At 46.3% G+C, this 16,967-nt stretch carries 12 protein-coding genes; 9 read left to right on the top strand and 3 right to left on the bottom strand.

Annotated elements, in window-relative coordinates; translation table 11 throughout:
* Positions 1–13 precede the first annotated feature (13 nt).
* The 5 genes from K0I73_RS16530 (at position 14) to K0I73_RS16510 (ending at position 6,304) form a co-directional block, all read left to right on the top strand.
* Positions 14–2,407 (top strand): bifunctional aspartate kinase/homoserine dehydrogenase II, encoded by a 2,394-nt coding sequence (locus tag K0I73_RS16530; RefSeq protein ID WP_220062131.1) that lies wholly within the window; start codon positions 14–16, stop codon positions 2,405–2,407.
* A 394-nt stretch (positions 2,408–2,801) separates the two neighbouring features.
* Positions 2,802–3,692, top strand: a complete 891-nt coding sequence (metF, locus tag K0I73_RS16525; RefSeq protein WP_220062130.1) for a methylenetetrahydrofolate reductase — start codon at positions 2,802–2,804, stop codon at positions 3,690–3,692.
* A gap of 677 nt (positions 3,693–4,369) precedes the next feature.
* Positions 4,370–4,936: a c-type cytochrome gene (locus tag K0I73_RS16520; RefSeq protein WP_434086726.1), complete on the top strand. Its 567-nt coding sequence runs from the start codon at positions 4,370–4,372 to the stop codon at positions 4,934–4,936.
* Positions 4,937–5,008: 72 nt separating this feature from the next.
* Complete coding sequence (locus K0I73_RS16515; protein WP_434086725.1) at positions 5,009–6,007, top strand: c-type cytochrome; 999 nt, start codon at positions 5,009–5,011, stop codon at positions 6,005–6,007.
* 69 nt (positions 6,008–6,076) lie between these two features.
* Positions 6,077–6,304: a cysteine-rich CWC family protein gene (locus K0I73_RS16510; protein WP_220062127.1), complete on the top strand. Its 228-nt coding sequence runs from the start codon at positions 6,077–6,079 to the stop codon at positions 6,302–6,304.
* Between the two features lie 96 nt (positions 6,305–6,400).
* Here K0I73_RS16510 and K0I73_RS16505 read toward each other — a convergent pair whose 3' ends face one another.
* From K0I73_RS16505 to uvrA, 3 genes are all read right to left on the bottom strand, one after another.
* Positions 6,401–8,209, bottom strand: coding sequence for a DEAD/DEAH box helicase (locus tag K0I73_RS16505; RefSeq protein ID WP_220062126.1), 1,809 nt, complete (start codon positions 8,207–8,209; stop codon positions 6,401–6,403).
* 248 nt (positions 8,210–8,457) lie between these two features.
* Entirely contained in the window at positions 8,458–9,465 is a 1,008-nt protein-coding gene (locus K0I73_RS16500; RefSeq protein WP_220062125.1) for a M28 family peptidase, read from the bottom strand.
* Between the two features lie 155 nt (positions 9,466–9,620).
* Positions 9,621–12,446, bottom strand: coding sequence for an excinuclease ABC subunit UvrA (uvrA, locus tag K0I73_RS16495; RefSeq protein ID WP_220062124.1), 2,826 nt, complete (start codon positions 12,444–12,446; stop codon positions 9,621–9,623).
* A 227-nt stretch (positions 12,447–12,673) separates the two neighbouring features.
* On the opposite strand from uvrA, the gene K0I73_RS16490 reads away from it, so the two are divergent.
* The 4 genes from K0I73_RS16490 to K0I73_RS16475 all read left to right on the top strand — a co-directional run bounded on the left by K0I73_RS16490 (position 12,674) and on the right by K0I73_RS16475 (position 16,877).
* A complete protein-coding gene (locus K0I73_RS16490) occupies positions 12,674–14,041 on the top strand; it encodes an MFS transporter (RefSeq protein WP_220062123.1) in 1,368 nt (455 codons plus the stop codon).
* Between the two features lie 77 nt (positions 14,042–14,118).
* Entirely contained in the window at positions 14,119–14,793 is a 675-nt protein-coding gene (locus tag K0I73_RS16485) for a single-stranded DNA-binding protein (protein ID WP_220062122.1), read from the top strand.
* Between the two features lie 316 nt (positions 14,794–15,109).
* Complete coding sequence (locus K0I73_RS16480; protein WP_220062121.1) at positions 15,110–16,132, top strand: NAD(P)H-quinone oxidoreductase; 1,023 nt, start codon at positions 15,110–15,112, stop codon at positions 16,130–16,132.
* Positions 16,133–16,442: 310 nt separating this feature from the next.
* Entirely contained in the window at positions 16,443–16,877 is a 435-nt protein-coding gene (locus K0I73_RS16475) for a hypothetical protein (RefSeq protein WP_220062120.1), read from the top strand.
* Positions 16,878–16,967 lie beyond the last annotated feature (90 nt).

Here is a 16,967-nt window from a genome sequence, read left to right as displayed (position 1 = left end):
TGAGGAGCAAAAAATGACACGATGTCATTTGCATAAATTTGGTGGTTCTAGTTTAGCGGATGCAGATTGTTACCGCCGTGTCGCTCATATTCTTCTTACTCACGGCCATAGCGATGATCTCATTGTGGTTTCTGCTGCCGGTAAGAGTACTAATTTTTTATATAAGCTGCTCGATCTAAGCGAATCTAATCAGCTGTGGCAAGAAGAGCTGCAAGTATTGATTAGTTATCAACAGAATTTAATTGAGCAGTTACTCTCTAATGAACAAGCCCGTAGTTTGCGTGAGCGTCTATCGACCGATAAATCGCAATTAACCAGCTTACTGTCGATTGACCCATTGAATGATTATCAACGTAATCAAGTGGTCAGTTTTGGTGAACGTTGGTCGTCGCGATTATTGGCCGCATTACTGCGAGAGTCAGGTGTCGCAGCATCCGATGTCGATGCTCGCAGCTTATTAGTCGCCGATGAAGGTGCTGTGCCTCAGATCCGTATCGAGCAATCTAAGCTAAAAGTACAAGACTTGCTTAACAAGCACTCTAACGAACGGCTGGTGATCACTGGCTTTATTTGCGCCAACGATAGAGGTGAAACTTTACTGTTAGGGCGTAATGGTTCAGATTTTAGTGCAACCTTATTTGCCAGTCTTGCCGATATCGAACGTGTCACTATATGGACCGATGTTGAAGGTGTGTTTAATGCCGATCCTAACCGCATTAACGATGCCAAACTGTTGAAGAGTATGTCTTTGACCGAGGCCAATCGCTTGGCGCATCTTGGCTCTCCAGTACTGCATAACCGCACGCTACAACCGCTATTTGATACCGAGGTGAGTCTGGCGGTGCGCTCTAGTTACGCGCCACATACTGACTTTACTTTAATTGCACCTAAGAGCTCTTCTGCTAGTGCGCCAGTGGTGACCAGTTTGCCTAGCGTATCGTTATTTTATTTGACGCTAAATGCCGAGTTACCTCAGCTGTTGGACTGTTTTGCTCAAGCGGGACTGACGCCGTTAGCGTATTGGTCACTTGCCCATGGAAGAGCGGAACTTGCCTTTACCCATGAGAACCAGAAGCAGGCATTAGCGATATTCGAAGCCAATCGAGAGTTTTTGGGCATTGACGAGCTGCAGATGCGGGAAGATCTCGGTCTTGTAGCGTTAGTGAGTGCCGATGCAGGACTATATCGCCGTGGTTTCTCACGATTATTGAACCGTGACGCTCATCCTTTATGTAATGATGGTTTGAGCTTAGTGACGCTAGTGCCTAAGGCGCAGGTTAATCTGTTAACTCAGAAAGTACACCGTCGCTGTGCTGGCCCTCGAAAGCGTATTGGTGTGTTATTGCTTGGCGTTGGTAACATTGGCGAAGCGTGGGTGGATCTGTTTAAGCGTGCTAGGCCCGTGCTAAATAAAGAGCTCGAGGTCAGTGTGGAATTAGTGGGGCTATTGAGCTCAAAGCAAGCGCTGATCAGTGAAACGGACATCGATTTAGATAGCTGGTTGCAACAGTTTAACGAGCGAGCGACACCCTGGCAGTACACTCATCTATTTGAGCAGCTGCAAAATCTGGAGTGTGACGAGCTTATTGCGCTTGATATCAGCGCCAGTGCAGACTTAACCCTTCAATACCCTGAGTTTTTTGCTCGTGGTATTCATATTGTGAGTGCGAATAAATTAGCTGGTTCTGGGCCTTTGCCTTTCTATCAAGAGCTGAAGCAACAATTGGGTAATCGACGATTATTCTGGCGTTACAATGCCAGTTGTGGTGCCGGGTTACCTGTGCAGCACGTGCTGAATGATCTACACAATAGTGGCGATCAGATTGAAGCCGTTGGGGGAATATTTTCAGGTACCCTATGTTGGCTATTTGAACATTTTGATGGCAAGAAACCCTTTTCTGAACTTGTTTTAGAGGCAAAGGGATTGGGGATCACAGAGCCCGATCCTAGAGACGATCTTTCTGGTCGCGATATGCAACGTAAGCTGCTTATTTTAGCCCGAGAGATTGGCTATGATATTGAGCTGGAGGATATTGAGTTGCAATCTTTAGTGCCAGCATATCTTGCTGATATTTCAGTGACTGAGTTTATTGAGCGCTTACCTGAATTAGATGATGAGATGCAACGTCAGTTTCAAGCCGCTGCCGAACAGAATAAAGTGCTTAGGTATGTTGCGGCGCTCGACCGTCTCGAAGGTCAGCTTAAAGCACAAGTGGGTATCGAATGGGTAGATAGCAACCATCCCTATGCTAACTTGACTCCTGGCGACAATGTGTTTGTTATTCATAGTGATTTTTATCAGGCGAATCCATTAATCATCCGCGGCCCAGGTGCAGGGCGAGAGGTTACAGCTGCTGCAGTACAGTCGGATCTTGCACAGATCTGTCGCGATCTATTGCAAGAATAATGGATAATGGTAGCGGCTTAGATGATATCTAGGCTGCTTATTTACACAACAGAGCCGCTAATATAGCGGCTTTTTACTGTTCTTTATTTGTGTTCTTTATCTTTGTTTGTTGACCTTAAACGGATTGGTATAAATTGTTTCTTCTCGCTAGCTAATCCTCATTTCCCTTTCTGATGTCGACTCATTTGATTGGCTGTTTAAGTTAAATTTTACTATGGCTTATGGCTTATGGCTTATTTCTGGCGGTCTGAAAGGGAGAGATTGGTGCGGAACACACTATTTTTAATTTTGATTAACTTTCGCGCTTGACTTCAAACTGAGTTTCTCTAGTATATGGACATATAGACGTCCAAACGTCCATTTAACATTTATTCGAACGTCTGAGGAAATAGAGATGGCTTTTCACCACGCGCAACATGCAAACTCATTAAACCAAAGCTTGTCTGAGCTCAATGGTGACATTAACGTTTCTTTCGAGTTCTTTCCGCCAGCCTCGCCAGAGATGGAAACAATCCTATGGAATTCGATTAGACGTCTTGAGCCACTCAAGCCTAAGTTTGTGTCGGTTACTTACGGCGCTAACTCTGGGGTTCGCGATCGTACCCATGGTGTCATTGAACGTATTCAAAAAGAGACCAGTTTGGTCGCTGCGCCTCATCTCACCTTGGTCGATGCGAGTGATGAAGAGCTTGTTGAACTCGCCAAGCATTACTGGAATTCAGGCATTCGCGATATTGTGGCGCTTCGTGGCGACTTACCCGATGGAAGCCCTAAACCGACTCGATTCGCTAATGATCTAGTGCGCTTGTTGCGCTCTGTGGCCGATTTTGATATCTCCGTTGCAGCCTATCCCGAGGGGCATCCCGACGCTACTAATGCTCAAGCCGATCTTATTAATCTTAAGAAGAAGATTGATGCGGGGGCTAATCGTGCCATTACCCAGTTTTTCTTCGATGTAGAATCTTACTTACGTTTTCGCGATCGCTGTGTCGCGGCGGGGATCGACGTTGAAATCATTCCTGGTATCTTGCCTGTGACTAATTTTACTCAGTTAAAGCGTTTTGCTGGTATGACAAATGTCTCTATTCCTCGTTGGTTACATAAGCAGTTTGAGGGGTTAGAAGATGACCCATCGACGCGTCAACTTGTTGGGGCTAACGTGGCGATCGATATGGTTAAAGTGTTATCTCGTGAAGGGGTGAAGGATTTCCATTTCTATACACTCAACCGCGCCGAGTTGACCTATGCTATCTGCCATACATTAGGAGTAAGGCCGGCAAAGTAAGATCTGTTTTATCGCTCAATGCCTCAGTTTCCGCTGGGGCATTATATTTTTAAGCTGTTATAGTTCTTCAATATTCATCTTTTCGCTAACTTAACCTGACCTCGGGTTAAGTTTATTATCTTATTAGGTAAAACCCTTCTATCCTTATACTGCTTGGTATTAGTCTCTGTTTATCTTTGAATTTTAGTCCGATCGAATCATATTCGAGTAGAAAAGCGGCCAAATTGTTGTTTGTGGGTCATAAGTACTTCAAGGCATATACCAAGATCTGCGGTTGTATTAGGTTGAGTAAGATTGCAATATTAAAAAAAACTAATGTAGAATAATTGCATTGTGCATTCTCTACCTAATTTAGATATTTAGGATTTGTTGATCTTTCAAGGTTGTTTTTACAGCGAATTGTTTGGGATTTATACAAGACAGAAGCTTTGTGGTGTAGTTATTCTACATAAAAAGCTGAGAACGCAGTAGAAATGACTAACAAATGCCGCCCGAAGGGGGCGGCTAAAACCATTTTACTCTTTGTTGAGTGAATTTTGCTTAGACGGCTAGGCTGCAATCCGCTCGCCTCGATTAACACGTTTTGGTCTCGAACAAAATTCAACCAGAAAAACTTAACAGATCCAAAAAAGGAGGTTTACATGAGATCGTTTACGTTTGGTGCGGCACTATTGTTTATGTCTATGCCAGTATTTTCAGAATCAATGGTCATGCCGCCTGCAGCCCAGTTATGTGGTAGTTGTCATGGCCCTACGGGGCAAGGTGTTGAGCCTCTTGGTCCTCGTCTTGCTGGATTATCTGCTGAATATATAAGTCAGCAAATTAAGCTGTTTCAAACGGGGTTGCGTCAAAATACCACTATGGCTCCTATGTCAATGACACTCCAAGGAGATGCGATTAATCAGGTGGCGCAGTACTTTGCATCTCAAGAGGTTGCAGAAGTTACGCCGCATCTTCGTGGAGAATCGGTTGACTATGCAGACCCTACTGCTCAGTTGGTGTATCAAGGTGATTGGGAGCGGCTTATTCCTGCCTGTGTCACATGCCATGGCCCATCGGCTTTAGGCGGTGGTCAATTTCCTCGATTGGCAGGACAACAGGCAAGCTATATCAAAACCCAGTTGTTAGCATGGCAGGCGGGCACTCGTAAGGGCGATGTCGATGCCATGATGGGTACCATTGCTAACAAACTTACGGCTGAAGAGATCGATGCATTAGCCAAATATTTTGCCGACATTAAATAGGGGCCACCAATGAATAAATTTAACTCACTGCTGGGCTTAACTATTGGCTTGGCTGGTTGTAGCGTTTTTAGTATGAGTATTGCGGCTGAATTACCCGATAAGCAAGCCGAACTGAAATTAGCGACAGTCATTAGTGATGACTATCTAAAGGCGGGAGCGCTGGCAGAGATTCCTCAGGGCGAATTTGGCGACAAAGTTAGATTAGGCTATCAACTATTCGTCAATACCCAACAGCTTAGAGGGCAATATGTTGGCAATGAGCTCAACTGTTCCAATTGTCATATGGATGCGGGGCGTAAGGCAAATGCTTCACCTTTGTGGGCGGCGTACCTTGCTTATCCGGCCTATCGTAAAAAAAATGACAAGGTCAATAGCTATCAAGAGCGGATTCAAGGCTGTTTTACCTATTCGATGAACGGCAAAGCGCCAGAGAGCGGTAGCAAAGAGCTGGTCGCGTTATCGGCTTACTCTTATTGGTTAGTCATGAGTGGCTTAATGGATAAATATAAGGTCACAGGGGATGTACCTGAATTGTCCGATGCCGAATTAGTTAAAGGGGGCAAGCGAGATGATTTCATCCTGCCTGGCGCGATAGCTTCTGCCATGACGATTGATGAGCGTGCCAAACTGGCTGGACGAGGTTTTCCTGCTATCCCAAAACCAGAACTCGCCTATTCACCTGAGCGCGGCGCTGAGGTTTATACGGCGCACTGCCAAGCTTGTCACGGTGATAATGGTCAAGGGTTGGCTATTGCGGGTGTATACAGTTTACCGCCGTTGTGGGGACCCGATAGTTTTAACTGGGGAGCGGGTATGCACAGGGTGAACACTGCCGCTAATTTCATTTATGAGAATATGCCTTTTGGTAAGAGTATTCAGCTGACAAATCAACAAGCTTGGGATGTTGCGGCATTTGTGGTCTCCCATGAGCGTCCACAAGATCCTCGATATAAAGGTGATATTGACGCGTTACAAAAGCAATATCATCAACATCAAGGCTATTACGGCAAGAGTGTTGATGGCGGCATGGTGTTGGGTAGCAAGGCGTATCCAATCAATCCGTCAAAATAGCGGCTGAGATATTGAGCCCTTTCTAAGGGAGTGTTAGCTTAGGCTATTGCTCCCTTTTTATAGCAGCTCATGACCCAATCGATCGATAACGATAAAGTTTGCCCCTTATGTCAAAAGTTGAATACTTGTGCTATCGCTAACAAGCAATCAACTGATCATTGTTGGTGTCACCAAACTGTTTTCCCACCAAGAAGTGCAGTCGAGCTGAGTGAGCAAGATATAAAAGCATGTATTTGCCAGAACTGTGCCCAGCGGCTGCTTGAGGAATATGAGTTAGGATTAAAACGAGTAGACTGAAATGCTTATACCAATCAGTAATTGGTATAAGATTATCGTTATTAGAACAACAAAAAAGGAGCCATAGGGCTCCTTTCTTGTTAGCAGATAACGCAATTATGCGTTGTCTTTACCACCCTTACGATGTGGTTTACGGTCGCCAGCTGGCTTGCGGCGACGTGGTGGACGGCTGTCATCACCACTGCTTGCTGGGAGTTCAGTACCAGCTTCACGGATGTTTAGCGGTTTACCACAAACACGAACTTTCTTTAGGTGCTGTAGTACATCTTTAGGCATACCGTCTGGTAGGTCAATCGCTGTCATAGAATCAAATAATTGGATTTGACCAATATAACGACTGTCGATGTTAGCTTCGTTAGCTACGGCGCCAACAATGTTACCAACTCCAACACCATGATCACGACCTACATCGATAATATAGCGACACATCTTAACGTCTGGATTGTCTTTAAGAGAATCAGCTTTACCTAGGTTGGTCGGCGTTGGACGTGAGTCGCGACGGGTACGTTCGCGAGGAGCACGATCGCCGCGTTCACCACGGTCACGCGAGCTACGGTCATCACTTCTGTCGCGCTGACGTTCGTTGATTGGAGGCAACTGTAGAGGGCGATCTTTCTGAACTTGTTGCAGTAAAGCGGCTGCAAGTACGTCTGTATCGACTTCTAGCTCTTGACATAGTTGTGCTACAGCGCCTTTCATAAAGTCTAAAGAATCTTTAGCAATCACTTCGCCAATCTGCTCACCTAAACGCGAAAGACGACGCTCTGTTACTGTCTCTGGGCTTGGTACGTCCATTGGTGAGATACGGCTATTGGTTGCACGTTCGATGGTGCGCAACATGCGCATCTCTCTGTGTGTAACGAATAGAATTGCCATACCTGTACGACCAGCACGACCTGTACGGCCGATACGGTGAACGTAAGCTTCTGTATCGTATGGAATATCGTAGTTTACTACGTGTCCAATACGTTCAACGTCAAGACCACGAGCCGCAACGTCAGTAGCAATAATAATGTCTAACTTGCCACGCTTAAGCTGGTCAACCGCACGTTCACGTGCTTGTTGGTTCATATCACCATGTAGCGGTGATGATGCATAACCGCGAGCTTCTAGCTTTTCGGCGAGCTCGACACAGCTGTTACGAGTACGAACGAAGATAATAATACCTTCGGTCTTTTCAACTTCTAGAACGCGCACAAGTGCTTCGAGTTTGTTGTGCTGTGATACTTGTACAAAACGCTGTTCGATGGTTTCAACAGTAGTGGTTGTCGCCGCAATTTTAACGTGTACAGGCTCAGATAAATATTTGTTAGCAACACGCTTAATTTGCTCTGGCATAGTGGCAGAGAACAGCGCTAACTGACGTTGCTTAGGCGTATGCTCAAGGATCCATTCGATATCATCGATGAAGCCCATTTTTAGCATCTCATCGGCTTCATCAAGTACCATTGCTTTTAGTGACTCTAACTTAAGAGTGCCACGACGCATGTGGTCCATAACACGGCCTGGTGTGCCCACGATGATCTGTGGGCCACGACGCAATGCGTTAAGTTGCTGGTGCATGCTTTGACCGCCGTAAATTGGCAGTACATGCATACCTTTCATGAATTTTGAATAGCTACCAAAGGCTTCGGCAACTTGCACGGCAAGTTCACGAGTTGGCGCTAATACTAAAATCTGTGGTGTATTTGATGCAGGATCAATCGCATTTAATAGGGGAAGAGCAAAAGCACCGGTTTTACCTGTACCTGTTTGCGCCTGACCTAAAATGTCTTTACGGGCCATAAGAGGCTCGATACTAGCAGATTGAATTGGCGTTGGTTTTTCATAACCTAGCTCGTCAAGAGCACGCAACAAAGGCTCGGAAAGGCCGAGTTCGCGGAAAGTTTTTTCACTGGATGACATGGGTTGTAGCCTTGTGGTGTAACAAAGTGCAGAGACTGCACCTAAAGATTTTATAGACAGAAAATCAACCCCGTGTCGACTTCCCGCACCGAAAAGAATCAGTAAGCCGATTATTATAGCAGGAGGTTATGTAATTTTCTACCACTATGATTGGATATTTAGCCTTTAACCGAGCAATGGTTAACTAATTCGTATGGTTAACAGTAGGTTGAATGTTTTAAAAAACACAAGGTTGTTTACTGTTTTAGTTATTTATTTAAGAGATAACTGTCTATAACAAGCAGTTGGTAGGCGGTTTCTGTTACAGCCGCTAGAAAATTCATATCTATCTTTGCCGCTTCATCACTTGGTTGGTGGTAGTCCTGATGCGGTGGGACACCAAAGTAGAGCCAAGGAATATTGGCTTTATGAAAAGGGTAATGATCTGATGCTCTCAACCAATCTATTCTTTGAATCGATTTTCCCGCCTCAGGTGGGTGATTTGCCCTGATACATAGCCCTACGGTTTGTTGCAGGATGGCTTTGAGTTGTTCAAATTGATTAAAGCCACGTCGGCCTTCGATGTAGATGTTATTTCGCCGGCTTGGACGGCCAATCATATCGAGATTAACCACTAACTCGATTTGAGGTTTAGATGGCACACTATCTTGTTGCAAGAGCTGTTCGACTAAGGCTTCGCTACCATAAAGCCCTGGTTCTTCGGCATCGGTTGCCACAAAAAGCAGATTAGTTGATATGGAATCTTGTACGGGTGATTGAGCAATATAGTGTGCAATGACAAGCATGGCAGAGACGCCCGATGCGTTGTCATCGGCGCCAGGATAGTATGTTGATCCTCTTTTGCCTAAATGATCATAGTGCGCCACCACAATTCGCCATTTGTCCGTTGGAATGGCGGCTTGATGCATGCCGACGATATTAACGCCATGACGACTGCTAAACTGATAATCATAATCGAAACCATGTTCGTAACTCTGTTCCCATGGGGTTAAGTTGGCCTGCTGCATGCGTTCAATGATGTAGGCTCGAGCGCGTGCCGCGCCAGGGCTAGCCGTTTTTCGTCCTTCCAAGTCGGCTGAACTTAAGGTTTCAATATCTGTGGCTAACTGCTGTTGGTCTGCCCACGTAAGAGTGTATGGCTCACCACATTGTGATTGTGAGCTTGAGCAGCCAGCCATAATACTCAAAGCCGCAAGCATGGCTAGCACCGAGGGATTTAATGAGCTGACTATTTTTTGATAATCGAGCAATTTCATTGAAAGCGAGTCGTTACGAAGGGTAACCGTTAACCTACCTTCAGTTGCAAGATAAAGAAAGTCGTTGAACGATAAGAAAGTAAAAAGCCAGAGTAATATTGATTATCACCAGGCTTTTTACTTTTAAGCGAATGAAAGGTTTTTATGGCTCGATATTAAGCTTGCAGCAGCGGCTTGAGGAAGCGCGCCGTATGAGACGTGGGGTGCTCGGCCACTTGCAAAGGTGTACCGCTGACCAAAATAGTTCCGCCCCCCGATCCACCTTCTGGGCCAAGATCTATGATCCAATCGGCGGTTTTGATCACATCGAGATTGTGTTCAATCACCACTATGGTATTCCCGTGGGCCTTAAGACGATGCAATACATCCAGTAATAGCTGAATATCGGCAAAGTGTAAGCCTGTCGTTGGCTCATCTAAGATGTACAAGGTCTTGCCGGTATCGCGTTTTGACAGCTCTTTCGCCAGTTTGACCCGTTGCGCCTCACCGCCTGATAGCGTGGTCGCACTCTGGCCAAGGCCGATATAAGAGAGGCCAACTTCCATCAAAGTTTGCAGCTTACGAGCAATGGCTGGCACCGCATCGAAGAACTCACGTGCTTCCTCGACAGTCATGTCTAACACTTCATGAATATTCTTACCCTTGTAACGCACCTCTAAGGTTTCACGATTATAGCGTTTACTCTTACAGCTATCGCAAGGCACATAAACATCGGGTAGGAAGTGCATCTCCACTTTGATCAGACCATCGCCCTGGCAGGCTTCACAGCGCCCACCTTTGACGTTAAAGGAGAATCGCCCAGGTTTGTAGCCTCGGGTTCTGGCTTCTTGAGTCGCGGCGAACAGCTCGCGAATAGGGGTGAAAATGCCAGTATAGGTCGCGGGATTCGATCTTGGGGTACGGCCAATGGGACTTTGATCGATATCGACCACTTTGTCACAATGATCCATCCCTTCAATACGTTTGTAGGGGGCGGGTTCATCGACCGTGGCGCCGTTAAGCTGACGATGAGCGATCTTATAAAAGGTGTCGTTGATCAGGGTCGATTTCCCCGAGCCTGAAACACCGGTTACGCAGGTAAACAGGCCTACAGGTATGGTTAAATCAACATTTTGCAAGTTGTTGCCTGTCGCGCCAAAGAGTTCAATAACTTGTTTTGGATCATACTGGGCTGGCGTTTCGCTGATGTGGATCTGCTTAGTACCTGAGATATATTGTCCAGTTACCGAGTCTTTGCAGTTGATGATGTCATCTAAGGAGCCATCACAAATCACCTCGCCACCATGAACCCCAGCGCCAGGGCCAATATCGATAATGTGATCCGCCATGCGTATCGCGTCTTCATCGTGTTCGACCACGATAACGGTATTCCCTAGATCTCTCAGGTGAATCAGGGTCTGCAGCAAGCGTTCATTATCACGCTGATGCAAGCCAATGGAGGGTTCGTCGAGAACATACATCACGCCGACAAGACCTGCTCCTATCTGGCTGGCTAAACGAATACGCTGCGCCTCTCCGCCAGACAAGGTGTCGGCAGAGCGAGACAGGCTCAAATAGTTAAGCCCGACATTGACCAAGAAACCTAAGCGATCGCGCACCTCTTTTAAGATCTTTTCGGCGATCTGAGCGCGCTGCCCCGTGAGAGATAACTGCTCAAAATAGCTCATCGCCTCGCCAATCGACCACTCGGTCAGCTTCGGCAGATTAAGATCTTCGATAAAGACATTACGCGCCTCTTCCCGTAGACGCGACCCCCCACAATTTTTACAGGCCTGAGTATTAATATACTTGGCTAGCTCTTCGCGCACTGAATTAGATTCGGTCTCACGATAGCGCCTGTCCATATTGTTTAAGATCCCCTCGAAAGGGTGGTTACGTACCACTACATCGCCGCGATCGTTGATGTATTTAAACGCAATGCTCTCTTTGCCTGAACCATGAAGCACAATTTGACGGACCTTATTGCTAAGTTGCTCATAGGGCACTTCAACATCAAACTTATAATGCTCGGCTAATGAGCTGAGCATCTGGAAATAATAGAAATTACGTCGATCCCAACCGCGTATCGCACCGCCAGCAAGGGATAGCTCGGTGTTAGTGATCACTCTGTCGGCATCAAAAAACTGCTGCACACCTAAGCCATCACAGGTTTGGCAGGCGCCAGCTGGATTGTTAAATGAAAATATGCGTGGCTCGAGTTCTGCCATAGAGTATCCACAGTGTGGACAGGCAAAGTTGGCCGAAAATAGCAGTTCTTCAATATCGCCATCCATTGAGGCTACCGTGGCGATACCACCAGAAAGCTCTAATGCTGTTTCGAATGATTCCGCTAAACGCTGAGTAATATCATCACGTACCTTGAAACGGTCGACAACAACCTCGATGGTGTGCTTAACGTGTAACTCGAGGGTTGGTGGATCGGAAAGATCGCACACCTCGCCATCGATACGTGCACGGATGAATCCCTGTGCCGAGAGGCTATCGAGCAGTTTTACATGCTCCCCTTTACGATCGTTAATGACAGGTGCGAGCAGCATTAGACGACTACCTTCGGGGAGCTCTAATACTTTATCGACCATCTGGCTAATGGTTTGTGCCGCCAAAGGCTGATTATGAGTCGGGCACCTTGGTTCGCCGACGCGGGCAAATAGCAGCCTTAGGTAATCATAAATTTCGGTAATCGTCCCCACGGTAGAACGCGGGTTATGAGAGGTGGATTTTTGCTCGATAGAGATCGCAGGGCTTAGGCCTTCAATATGGTCTACATCGGGCTTTTCCATCAAGCTTAAAAACTGACGAGCATAGGCTGAAAGTGACTCGACGTAACGACGCTGCCCCTCCGCATATAGAGTATCGAAAGCTAATGATGATTTTCCTGAGCCCGACAGGCCAGTGATCACGATCAGCTTGTCCCTTGGGATTGTCAGGTTGATGTTTTTTAGATTGTGGGTGCGGGCGCCACGAACTTCAATCTTGTCCATCTGTCTCTCTGATTGGCCGAATAAAAAAGAGACCGATTATCGCATAAAATTTGAAGCAGGTCATAGAAAAGCCACTCTTTGAATGTTGACTACTGACATCTTGTTTCTTGCCTAAGCATAAAGATAATCTTGCATATATATCGCATCTTCCATTTTTCTTTTTGAGCTGAATCGAATCTTCGTGATAACATGCGCGACTTATTTATGAATTCAGATCAGGGCGAAAAATGGCCAATAATGGACTGTCTAAGACTGAGAAAAAAGTCGCATTTTCGTTAGCCAGTGTCTTCGGTTTACGGATGATGGGCTTGTTTATGATCATGCCCGTCTTCGCACTTTATGGGCAACACTTAGAGGGCTTCTCGCCATTATGGGTAGGGATTGCTATCGGTGCATACGGGTTAACTCAGGCGGTACTGCAGATCCCTATGGGGATTTTGTCTGATAAATATGGTCGCAAGCCCATTATTTTAATTGGATTACTGATGTTTGCTATCGGTAGCGTAGTCGCGGCGATGGCAGATTCTATTTATGGGGTGGTTGCAGGACGCGCCATGCAGGGAATGGGCGCGATTGCGGCGGCCGTTTTAGCCTTGGCTGCCGATTTAACTCGCGATGAACAGCGCACAAAAGTGATGGCGATTATCGGTATGTGTATCGGTTTCTCCTTTGCGCTGTCACTGCTGGTCGGTCCCATTGTCGCGCAGCATCTTGGTCTATCAGGCCTGTTTGCCATGACGGCAGGCTTAGCGCTGCTGGGAATGGTGATAGTGCAACTTCTGGTGCCAAATCCCATTAGCCAAGCGCCGAAAGGTGATACCGTCGCTGCGCCAGCCAAGCTCAAAGCCATGCTCAAAGATCCGCAGCTGTTTAGGCTTGATGCTGGTATTTTTATTTTGCATCTGGTGTTAACGGCAGTATTTGTCGCATTGCCACTTGATTTAGTCGATGCTGGCTTAGTCAAAGAAAAACATTGGATGCTCTATTTCCCTGCTTTTGTGGGGGCTTTTTTCCTCATGGTGCCGTTGATCATCATTGGCGTTAAGAAGAAAAATACGAAGGCGACTTTCCAAATTGCACTGTTGATCATGATGGCTGCTCTCGCATCAATGGCATTATTTGCCAACAGCTTAGTGGTACTCAGTGTTGCGGTTGTGCTGTTTTTTACTGGCTTTAACTATCTTGAAGCATCACTACCTAGCCTGATCGCTAAGTTTTGTCCTGTAGGGGATAAGGGCTCTGCCATGGGGGTTTATTCGACCAGCCAGTTTTTAGGAGCATTTTGTGGTGGATTACTCGGTGGCGGTGCCTATCAATTAGTCGGCGCAGCGGGGGTATTTACCGTCGCCTTAGGCCTGATGTTTATCTGGTTAGTGTTGACGCTCGGAATGGAAAATCCAGTGTTGTTAAAGAGCTACACTTTAGCCGCAGAAGTTGAAGGCAAAGAGCAAGCCAGAGCCATGGCCACTGAGCTGTCACAGCTCTCGGGGGTCGCAGAAGCCATTGTTGTTCTTGAGGAGAGAGTCGCTTATTTGAAAGTTGATGAGCATTTCGATTTGAGAGAAGCGCGAGCTGTGTTAGGCTCTGTCAATTAACTGTTTCGGACTTGAGTTTAGCTTCGCCGTTAAGCAGTATTTATATTAGATTTGTAAGATTATCGCAGGAGATTTCAATGGCCAGTCGTGGTGTCAATAAGGTAATTTTGGTCGGTAACTTAGGGAAAGACCCTGAAGTTCGTTACATGCCAAATGGCAATGCCGTAGCCAACTTTACAGTGGCGACCAGTGAGTCTTGGAAAGACCAGCAAGGTCAGATGCAAGAGCGTACAGAGTGGCACAATATTGTCATGTATCGTCGCTTAGCTGAAATCGCAGGTGAATACCTAAAGAAAGGCTCTAAAGTTTACCTCGAAGGTAAACTTCAGACCAGTAAGTGGCAAGATCAGCAAACTGGACAAGATCGTTATAAAACTGAAATCAATGCCAGTGAGATGCAGATGCTAGATAGTCGTGGCCAAGGTGGTCAGCAGCAAGGTGGTATGGGACAAAGTGCTGGTGGTTATGCTCCACAGCAAAACCAATATGCGCCGCAAGCTCAAACTGCGCCAGCTCCAGCCCCTCGTCCTGCCGTACAACCAGCGCCTCAGCAAGGTTATGCGCCACAGCAGCAAACCGCGCCACAACAAGGTTATGCGCCGCAACAGCAAACGGTTCCAGCGGCACCCGCTTATGCGCCTAAGCCTCAAGCGGCAGGGCAGCAGGCCCCACAGCAGCGTCCAGCGCCGCAGCCACAGCAAAACTTTACTCCAGATTTGGATGATGGTTGGGATGACGACATTCCGTTTTAGATCCCAGTAATTACATTAGTGTAAAAATAAGCTGTAAGAAGTATTCAAACCCAGTCAAATGACTGGGTTTTCTTTTTCTAATGCTTTTTGTGATGTTATAGGGTTAATCATCACTAAATGTCATCTCGCTACCTCGTTTAAATAGTCAATAGATTGCAGCAACATTAAGAGTGCGAACATCGGTTGGCTCGAGTTTCTTTTAGCATCTCCGATTATTGATTGTCATGCTCAAGAAACATGTAACGGCTATGGTGATCTTGGCTATTACAAGATAAATTGCCCTATTCAATTCTAAAATCACTACTTGGGGTAACTAATGGCAGCACACACAGAGCGCTGTAAACAGATCGTATTTGAACAAGCTGGTGGTCCTGAGGTGCTGACTATCGCTTACGCGGCACTGCCAAGTGTTGGTTCAGAGCAAGTATTGATTAAAGTGAACTACGCTGGTGTCAATGGCCCTGACATCGCACAGCGAAAAGGAATGTATCCGCCACCACCTGATGCGAGTGAGATTTTAGGCCTAGAAGTGTCAGGCACTATAGTTGCAGTCGGTGAGTCGGTAACTCAATGGCAGGTTGGGGATGTGGTATGTGCCTTGGTGCCAGGTGGTGGCTATAGCGAGTATGTAGTCACTTGGGGCTGTCACTGTTTACCTATCCCCTCAGGTTTAACGCTTGCACAAGCTGCGGCGCTGCCGGAGACCTTCTTTACCGTGTGGGGTCACTTGTTTATGCGTGGAGGGTTAAAGGCTGGCGAGACTGTGCTGATTCATGGTGGCTCTGGTGGTATTGGTTCTGCGGCGATAGCGTTAGCTAAGTTGTTTGGCGTTACGGTGGTAGCGACTTCAGGTAGTCAAGATAAATGTGATTATTGTAAACAGCTCGGTGCCGATCATGCTTTCAACTATCGTGATGAGGACTTGCTTGAGCAGATCCTTGCCGTTGCGCCGCAAGGTGTCGATGTTGTGCTCGATATGGCATCAGGCGATCTGGTTAATCTTAACTTGAAGGCGTTAGCGCTAGAGGGCCGTTTAGTGACTATTGCACTGCTGCGCGGGCCTACGGCCTCGGTTGATGTATTCAGGCTAATGTCAAAGCGCATTACATGGACAGGTGCGACCTTAAGGCCACAATCGGTCGAGGCCAAAGCGCTCATTGCCAAGAGGCTGTTAGAAGAAGTTTGGCCACTATTTCTACAGGGTAAAAGGGAGAAGTTAGTTCCCCATATTTTTGCCAAATTTAGTTTAGATAAAGTGTCCGAGGCCCATCGACTCATGGAGTCTGGGAAGCATAAAGGCAAGATAGTGCTCAAGGTTGCAGGAGAAGATGCTACTTAACCCCAGTCTAGATTACTGAGCCGGATCAAAGCGTGGCGCTTTGATCCTAGTATGTGAATACCAGGCACTAGAAAAAAAACTTGAATAACTGATTTGATCGGCTAAATTCCATACTAGTATCGGTAGAGTGCACAATTTGATAGCAATTGGAAAAAATAGATCTATTTTGCTATTGATTTCTGTCGGTATTTATTAAAAATGTGGGCATAATCGCTGCGGTCTGATTTTGTGCGATGACAATGACTGAGCTAACCATGGTCGGCTTAATAAATTTATATTGGTATGTGTTGATTTAAGGGTATTAGCATATATGTATAACACTTCAAAAGAACCTGTCTGGTTTGGTGAACTCCGCACTGCGCGAGGCAACACTATTCTCATTCATGATAAAGAGTTCCCTGAGGCGTCTGCCGGACGGGTTTATCTCTATAACACGGCAAGAGATGCTGTGATTGAATATGCAGAAGATATCGTAAAGGTGAATCTGCATGACCTAACGGATGAGGAATTAAAGGCAGCGAAAGCCGAGTATGACGCCAACTGGCAACTAGCCCGGGCGGAGTTTATGCAACGGCATTCGGGTTGGGTTGAAGCTATTCATGCCAAGCCTGCTCCAGCACCGAAAAAGCCTAAGGTCGTCGATCCTGAGGTAAGCAGTGATGACGACGATGATGATGTTGAGTTAGAAGTCGATAGCTTAGATGATGGTTTTGACGATTGGTCAGATGATGACGATCGACCCTAAGCGAGATTTAATTATATAAGTGGATTTTAGGCATTAGGTTCTAGTTGAACTAGGCCTTTGCCTAAAATACATCTCTTTTTGGAATTGATT

This window comes from Shewanella mesophila, from assembly GCF_019457515.1.
In the GTDB taxonomy this organism is placed as follows: Bacteria; Pseudomonadota; Gammaproteobacteria; order Enterobacterales; family Shewanellaceae; genus Shewanella; species Shewanella mesophila.
The sequence above is the reverse complement of the archived record's forward strand: the minus strand, read 5'-3'. Positions and strand labels throughout refer to the sequence as shown.